Origin of the sequence: Jannaschia marina, from assembly GCF_013404595.1 — a bacterium.
In the GTDB taxonomy this organism is placed as follows: domain Bacteria; phylum Pseudomonadota; class Alphaproteobacteria; order Rhodobacterales; family Rhodobacteraceae; genus Jannaschia; species Jannaschia marina.
Window position 1 is genome coordinate 711316 of record NZ_JABVAX010000001.1, and the last position, 7330, is coordinate 718645.

Sequence of the window (7330 nt, forward strand, 5' to 3'; positions counted from 1 at the left end):
TTGCTTGTGGGCCCTCGCGACCCCGGATAGGTTCCGCGCGACTTCGCAAACGGCTTGAAGGAGGACGCGACGATGTTCAAAGGCTCGATGCCCGCACTGGTCACGCCCTTCAAGGACGGTGCCGTGGATTTCGAGGCGCTCGACGCACTCGTCGACTGGCAGATCGAGGAGGGCTCGCACGGGCTCGTCCCCGTCGGCACGACGGGAGAGAGCCCGACGCTCAGCCACGAAGAGCACGAGGCCGTCATCGCCGCCGTCGTGAAACGCGCGGCCGGCTGCGTGAAGGTGATCGCCGGGGCCGGGTCGAACAACACCGCCGAGGCCCTGCGCTTCGTGGAGTTCGCCAAGACGGCGGGCGCGGATGCGGCGCTGGTCGTCACGCCCTACTACAACAAGCCGACCCAGGCCGGGCTGATCGCGCATTTCACAGCGCTGGCCGAGGTTGGGCTGCCGATCATCATCTACAACATTCCGGGCCGCTCGGTCGTCGACATGACGCCGGCCACGATGGGCGCGTTGGCGAAGTTGCCGATGATCGTCGGCGTCAAGGACGCGACGGGCGACCTCGCCCGCGTGTCGCAGCAGCGCATGACCTGCGGCAAGGACTTCGTCCAGCTCTCGGGCGAGGATGCGACGGCGCACGGCTTCAACGCGCAGGGCGGCGTGGGCTGTATCTCGGTGACCTGCAACGTCGCGCCGCGTCTCCTGAGCGAGATGCAGGAGGCGACGCTCGCCGGTGACTACGCCACCGCCCTAGAGATCCAGGACCGGCTCATGCCGCTCCATCAGGCCATCTTCGCCGAGCCGGGGGTCGTCGGGGCCAAGACGGCGCTGGCGATGCTGGGCAAATGCTCGGACGAGGTGCGCCTGCCGATCACCCCGGCGACCCAGGCGACGCGCGGCCGGATCGGGGATGCCCTGCGCCACGCCGGCCTTCTGAATTGACGGCGGCGGGGCAGGGGATGCCCCCGGGCCTCGTCCCCATCCTCTCGGCCGCGAACTTCGTGATCGGCATGGGGGCTTTCCTCGTGATCGGGGCCCTCGGTCCACTCGCGCGCGATCTCGGCATGGGGCCGGCGCAGGCGGGCTGGGTGCTGACGACCTACGCGCTGGCCTATGCCGTTCTCTCGCCACTCCTCGTCGCCGTCACCGGCCGGTTCGGACGGCGGCGGGTCATGGCGTTCGGCATGGCCGTCTTCGCGCTCGCCGCGCTCGCCTCCGCGCTCGCGCTGACGGCCGGCACGCTCTTTGCGGCACGGGCGATCGCCGCGGCCGGAGCGGGGCTGACCACACCGGTCGTCGCCGCCGTCGCCGCCGGGCTGGCGGCCCCCGAGCGACGGGGCAAGGTGCTGGCTTCGGTCTTCCTCGGGTTGACGCTGGCGCAGGTCGTGGGCGTGCCGGCGGGCAGCTGGATCGCCTACACCTTCGGCTGGCGCGCGGCCTTCGCCCTCGTCGCCCTGCTCGCGCTCCTCTGTGCCGCGCTCATCTGGCGGCGCGTCCCGGCCGGGCTCGCGTTCCAGCCCGTACGGCTTGCCGACCTGGCGGAGGTGCTCGCCACACCGCGCCTGATGCTCGCAATCGGGTTCACCGCCGTCTTCCTCGGCGCGATCTACGTGCCCTTCACCTATCTCGCGCCGCTTCTGGAGGAGAAGATGGGCCTCGGCCGGGGCGGCGTGACCGCGGCGCTCGTCGTCTGCGGGTTGGGGGCCGTGGTCGGCAACCTCGTCGGCGGCTGGGTCGCCGACCGGCTTGGGGCCGCGCGCACGATCCTCGCGCTCTGCGCGCTCCAGGTGTGCCTGATGCCGCTCCTGTCGCTCCTGCCCCTGCCGCTTGGCCTCGCCATGGGGCTCTTCTTCGTCTGGAACGCCTGCGGCTACGGCTTCAACGCCGGACAGCAGATGCGCCTCGTGGCGCTTGCCGGGGTGCGGGCCCCCGTCGCACTCGCGCTCAACGCCGCCTGCATCTACGTCGGCGCGGCCCTCGGCGCGGCGCTCGGCGGCTGGGTCATCGCGGGGGCGGGCCTGGGCGCGCTCGGGATTGCGGGCGGCCTTGCCGGCCTTCTCGCCGTGGGCACCATCCTGTGGTCGATGCGCCTGAGCCCCGTGGACACCGCGCCCCGCCGCGCCTAAGTGCGGTGCATGGCCAAGGACGACAAGGACAAGAACTACAAGGTGATCGCTGAAAACCGGCGGGCGCGCTACGATTATGCCATCGAGGACGACATCGAATGCGGTATCGTGCTCGAGGGCTCCGAGGTGAAGTCCCTGCGCCAGGGCGGCTCCAACATCGCCGAGAGCTATGCCGAGGTGAAGGAAGGCGAACTCTGGCTCGTCAACGGCTATGTCGCGCCCTACGCCCAGGCCAAGACCTTCGGTCACGAGGAACGCCGGCGGCGTAAGCTATTGGTCTCCAAGCGCGAGCTCTCGAAGCTCTGGAACGCGACCGCGCGGGAGGGTTACACGATCGTCCCGCTGGTGATGTACTTCAACCACCGCGGGATCGTGAAACTCAAGATCGGGGTCGGCAAGGGCAAGAAGAATCACGACAAACGCGAGGCGACCGCCAAACGCGACTGGCAGCGCCAGAAATCGCGCCTGATGAAGGATCACGGTTAAGCGGCTGATCTTATGGAGCCAAATGGGCACTTGCTGCGTTGGGAGGGCGAATGATGCCCTCAACGAGGTCCACGGATGCCCAACGCGACGAAGCCCTGCTTCAGCGCGCGCAGCTTTCAGTTCTTCGAAGACCTGGCGCGCGAGAACACAACCCATTGGTTCGACGAGAACCGCGACATATACGACGAGGCGGTCGATGCCCCGTTCCAGCACGTGCTCTCCGATCTTTCGGAGCGGCTCTCGGATGCCGAGGTGCCGCTGCGTGGATCGGAAGAGACCTGCTTTCGCATAAACCGCGACGTTCGCTTCACCCATGACAAGACGCCCTACAACCTCTGCCGGTCGGCGCTGCTGACGCCCTCCGGGCGCAGGAGCGAGGCCGGCGCGCTGTTCTATCTGCAGTTCGCTTCGGCGGGCGGGATGACGTTCTGCGGCTTTCATGCGCTCGATGCGACGACGCTCGCGCCGATGCGCCGTCAGGTCCTCGACGCGCCCGAAGACTTCGACGAAGTGCTCGAACGTCTCGACGCCGCCGGCTGCGCGCTCGAAACCGACGACGCGCTCGCCGCAATGCCGCGCGGCTTCGAGGCCTGCGCGGACCATCGGCACGCCGACATCCTGCGGCTGCGGACGCTCGGCGTGCGCCGGCCGCTGCCCAAGGTCGCCTGGACTTCGGGCGACGTGGTCGATCGCTGCGAGACGATGGCGCGGGAGGTGATGCCGCTTCTGGCCTTCTTCCGCTAGCCGGCATCTTGCGGCCGGGTGCGGCGACGTGCAGGCATGCGCGGGACCGCACGCGAGGCCGCTCCGATGTCCATCTTCTCCGCCCTGCGCCTGAGCCGCGCGCCCGTGGCGGCCTTCATGGCCGTCGGCCTCACCTGGGGCTGTATCGCGGCGATGGCTCCGGTGCTGAAGGCACGGGTCGGGGTGGACGACGCGACCTTCGGGCTCATCCTGCTCGGGACGTCGATCGGCCTGTCGACCACACTCTACGTGGCCCCCCGGTGGGACCGCGCCTTCGGGCGGCTTGCCCTTCCGCTCGGCACACTCCTCCTCGGCGCGGCCGTGCTCCTGCCGGCCGTGGCCCATACGGTTCCGCTCCTCTTCGTCATCCTGATGGTACTCGGCGGGGTGTCCGGGCTGACGGACGTGGTGATGAACTCCCGCGTGTCCGAGATCGAGGCGCGCGAGGGGCGCAGCCTGATGAACGTCAATCACGCGATGTTCTCCGTGGCCTATGCGGTGTCGGCCCTGCTGACGGGCGCGATGCGCGAGGCGGGGTGGGGACCTGAAATCATCTTTCCCGTCACGGCCGGGCTGATCCTGGCGACCGCGCCCTTCCAGATGATGAACGTCGTCGCCCGAAGCGACGGGGACGGACCGGCCCCGAAGCTGCCCTTCGGCCTGATCGCGCTTTGCGGGGCGATCGTGCTCGTGGCCTTCATGGCGGAGGCCACGGTCGAGGCATGGTCGGCGCTCCATATCGAGCGCACGCTCGGCGGGGGAGCGGCCGAAGGGGCGTTCGGCCCGGCCATGCTGGGTCTGACGATGGCCGTCGGCCGTTTTTCGGGGCAGGCGGTGGCGGCACGACTGTCGGAAGTTGCGGTGATCCGCATCGCGACGGGTCTTGCGGTGGCCGGCGTGCTCATCGCGGCGGCAGCCCCTGTGCCGCTCGTCGCCTACGTCGGTTTCGGTCTTCTCGGGCTCGGCATCTCCGTGATCGGGCCGATGGGGCTTGCGCTCACGGGCCGTCTCGCCGCCCCCCGCCTGCGCACGGCGGCCATCGCACGTGTCGCGGTGATCGGTTTCATGGGGTTCTTCATCGCCCCCGCCATGATGGGCCTGGGCGCGCAAGCGTTCGGCCTCCGCTGGGCCTTTGCCGGGGTGGCGATCCTGCTCGCGCTCCTCTGGCCGCTGGTGCGCTCGGCTGAGCGACTGCCGTCGGCGGGCGGGCGGCCTGTGACGGGCTGAGCGGGCGCTATGGGGCGCAGAGGCCCCCGGGTCAGGCCCGAGGGTGACCTGAGTTCACGCGTTCCGCTCGACCCGGTCCCAATCGCCGGCAAACCCCTTCGGAACCAGCAAGTTGTGCGGCCCGAGATCGTGAACGTGCTTCTCGCCGCAGAGCGCCATGGTCGTGTCGAGCTCCTTGCGGATGACCTCCAGCGCCTCCTCGACCCCCTGCTGCCCCCGCGCGCCGAGCCCGTAGATGAAGGCCCGGCCGATGTAGGTGCCGCGTGCGCCGAGGGCCAGCGCCTTCAGGACGTCCTGGCCCGAGCGGATGCCGCCGTCCATGTGGACCTCGATCTCGGAGCCCACGGCCTCCATGATCGCGGGCAGCATCCGGATCGAGGAGAGCGCACCGTCGAGTTGCCGCCCGCCGTGGTTCGAGACGATGATCGCGTCTGCGCCGACCTGCAGCGCCATCTTCGCGTCCTCGGCATCCAAGATGCCCTTCAGGATCAGCTTGCCGCCCCATTTCTCCTTGATGCGCGCGATCTTGGACCAGTCGAGCCTTGGGTCGAACTGCTCCGCCGTCCAGGACGACAGGCTCGACGTGTCGGTGACACCCTTCGCGTGACCCACGATGTTGCCGAAGGTGCGGCGCGTCGTCTTCGACATCTCGAGGCCCCAGCCCACCTTGGTCAGCAGGTTCGCGATCGTCGCGGGCGTCAGCTTGGGCGGCGCGGAGAGGCCGTTCTTCAGATCCTTGTGCCGCTGCCCGAGGATCTGGAGGTCGAGTGTCAGGACCAGCGCGTCACAGCCCGCGGCCTTGGCCCGCCCGATCAGGTTGTCGACGAACTCCTCGTCCTTCATCACGTAGAGCTGGAACCAGAACGGGGCCTTCGTGCGCGCCGCCACGTCCTCGATCGAGCAGATCGACATCGTCGAGAGCGTGAAGGGCACGCCGAATTTCTCCGCCGCCTTGGCCGCCAGGATCTCGCCGTCGGCGTGCTGCATTCCCGTCAGGCCCACGGGCGCGAGTGCCACCGGCATCGCCACTTCCCGACCGATCATCGTGGAGCGGGTCGAACGGCCCTCCATATCCACCGCCACCCGCTGACGCAGGCGGATCTCGGCGAAGTCGCTTTCGTTGTCGCGGAAGGTCTGTTCGGTCCAGCTGCCGGATTCGCAGTAGTCGTAGAACATCTTCGGCACGCGCCGTTTGTAGATGGCGTGCAGGTCGTCGATGTTTGTGATGACGGGCATTGGCGAACTCCGCGAATTGGTAAGGGTTTCTAACCAATACGCGGCCCGTCGGCAATCATCCTTCGTCGTCGGTTTCGACGAAGGGATCATCCGCGTAGCCCACGCCGGTCAGGCACAACCCGTCCGGCGGTGCCACAGGCCCGCAGGCGGCGCGGTCGCGGGCCGCGAGGGCGTCGCGCACCCGGTCGGGGGGCCATGATCCGGCCCCGACGCGCTCCAGCGTTCCGGCGATCGAGCGGACCTGATTGTGCAGGAACGACCGGGCGCGCAGGTGTAGGCGAATGTCCTGCCCGCCGGGATAGGGATGCTCTTCGAGGGTGATCTCGTCCATGGTCTTCACCGGCGATTTCGCCTGGCAGATCGAGGCGCGGAAGGTCGTGAAGTCGTGCCGTCCCACCAGATGGGCCGCTCCCGCGCGCATGGCCCTCAGGTCGAGCGGTCCGATCACGCGCCAGGCCTGACCCGCGTCGCGCGTCAGCGGCGCGCGCCGGGCGATGATGCGAAAGGTATAGCGTCGCTCCCCCGCCGAGAAGCGGGCGTGCCAGTCGTCGGCCACACGTGCGCAGGCGGTCACCGCGACGGGCGCGGGCTTCAGGTGCCAGTTCACCGCCTCCGACAGGCGGAACGGCTCCCACGCGCGGGTCATGTCGGCATGGGCGACCTGGCCTGTCGCGTGGACGCCAGCGTCCGTCCGCCCGGCCGCGGCGATCGACGGCACGTCCGGATCGAGCGCGCGCAGCGCCTCTTCGAGGCACTGCTGCACGGAGGCCGGGCCGTCCTGGCGCTGCCAGCCGGCAAAGGAGCGGCCGTCGTATTCGATGCGGAAGGCGTAGCGGGGCATGGGGCGGTCATAGCCGCGCCGGCGCAGGGGGGCCAGCCCCCCCCGGACCCCCTGGTGTACGTGTTCACATGGTCTGACGCGCAGCGATTTTCGCGCTCAACGATTTCAAGGGGGTCTATATACTTGACTAGCCAGATTTTGCTGGGTGTGGCCCATCAGGTCGGCTAGTAAGTCACCATAGCGAGACGACGACGCCCGAGACGCTTTTCTCTTTCGAGTTCTTCCCGCGCTTCCCCGACGATAAAGGCCGCTTGGAAATTCTTCGAGAACCGCCGTTGGGTCGATGAGCCGGTGTGCGGGCACTGCGGTTCGGTCAACGTAGTCGACGTAGTCGAGTGCAAGGACTACAAGCCGATGCTCTACTGCTGCCGCGACTGCCGGAAACAATTCAGCATCCGCACGGGCATGGTTCTGGCTTAAAGTTACTTCCCCCTGCTGAAATGGCTGCTGGCGATCTACATGCTCACCAGCGTCCGGAAGGGTATCCCCAGCAGCCAGATGGCCCGCGATGGCGACATGGGCGGAAACGTCCAGGTCGATTACTGGAGTTGGAGTTTCCCTGGTTTTGTGGACGGTTATGGGCTTAGAGATTCCAGCCCTTCAGCGGCAGTCCTTTCGTAGTTGATCGGCGACTTGCACCCCAAAGCTGAGTGACGGCGCGAGGGGT

General features: G+C 68.3%; 7 protein-coding genes and 1 pseudogene. 6 read left to right on the plus strand and 2 right to left on the minus strand.

All coding sequences use genetic code 11. The annotated features are described in order from the left end of the window. The first annotated feature begins 72 nt into the window (after positions 1-72). The 5 genes from dapA to HSX43_RS03670 all read left to right on the plus strand — a co-directional run bounded on the left by dapA (position 73) and on the right by HSX43_RS03670 (position 4586). Positions 73-945, plus strand: coding sequence for a 4-hydroxy-tetrahydrodipicolinate synthase (gene dapA / locus HSX43_RS03650; RefSeq protein ID WP_179378715.1), 873 nt, complete (start codon positions 73-75; stop codon positions 943-945). Positions 946-962: 17 nt separating this feature from the next. Further along, positions 963-2129, plus strand: coding sequence for an MFS transporter (locus tag HSX43_RS03655; RefSeq protein ID WP_179378716.1), 1167 nt, complete (start codon positions 963-965; stop codon positions 2127-2129). A gap of 9 nt (positions 2130-2138) precedes the next feature. Then, the gene (gene smpB / locus HSX43_RS03660) at positions 2139-2615 is read left to right on the plus strand and encodes an SsrA-binding protein SmpB (RefSeq protein ID WP_179378717.1); all 477 of its coding nucleotides are present in this window, start codon (positions 2139-2141) and stop codon (positions 2613-2615) included. Positions 2616-2690: 75 nt separating this feature from the next. Then, positions 2691-3359, plus strand: coding sequence for a TIGR02453 family protein (locus HSX43_RS03665; RefSeq protein WP_179378718.1), 669 nt, complete (start codon positions 2691-2693; stop codon positions 3357-3359). A gap of 36 nt (positions 3360-3395) precedes the next feature. Continuing rightward, on the plus strand, positions 3396-4586 hold the full coding sequence (locus tag HSX43_RS03670) for an MFS transporter (protein WP_235962459.1): 1191 nt from the start codon (positions 3396-3398) through the stop codon (positions 4584-4586). Positions 4587-4640: 54 nt separating this feature from the next. Here HSX43_RS03670 and HSX43_RS03675 read toward each other — a convergent pair whose 3' ends face one another. After that, positions 4641-5822, minus strand: a complete 1182-nt coding sequence (locus HSX43_RS03675; protein ID WP_179378719.1) for an alpha-hydroxy acid oxidase — start codon at positions 5820-5822, stop codon at positions 4641-4643. Between the two features lie 55 nt (positions 5823-5877). Further along, positions 5878-6663: a tRNA pseudouridine(38-40) synthase TruA gene (truA, locus tag HSX43_RS03680; protein WP_179378720.1), complete on the minus strand. Its 786-nt coding sequence runs from the start codon at positions 6661-6663 to the stop codon at positions 5878-5880. Positions 6664-6857: 194 nt separating this feature from the next. Here truA and HSX43_RS03685 point away from each other — a divergent pair. Then, positions 6858-7173: pseudogene (locus HSX43_RS03685) on the plus strand (transposase); the annotation flags it as partial. Between the last annotated feature and the right edge of the window lie 157 nt (positions 7174-7330).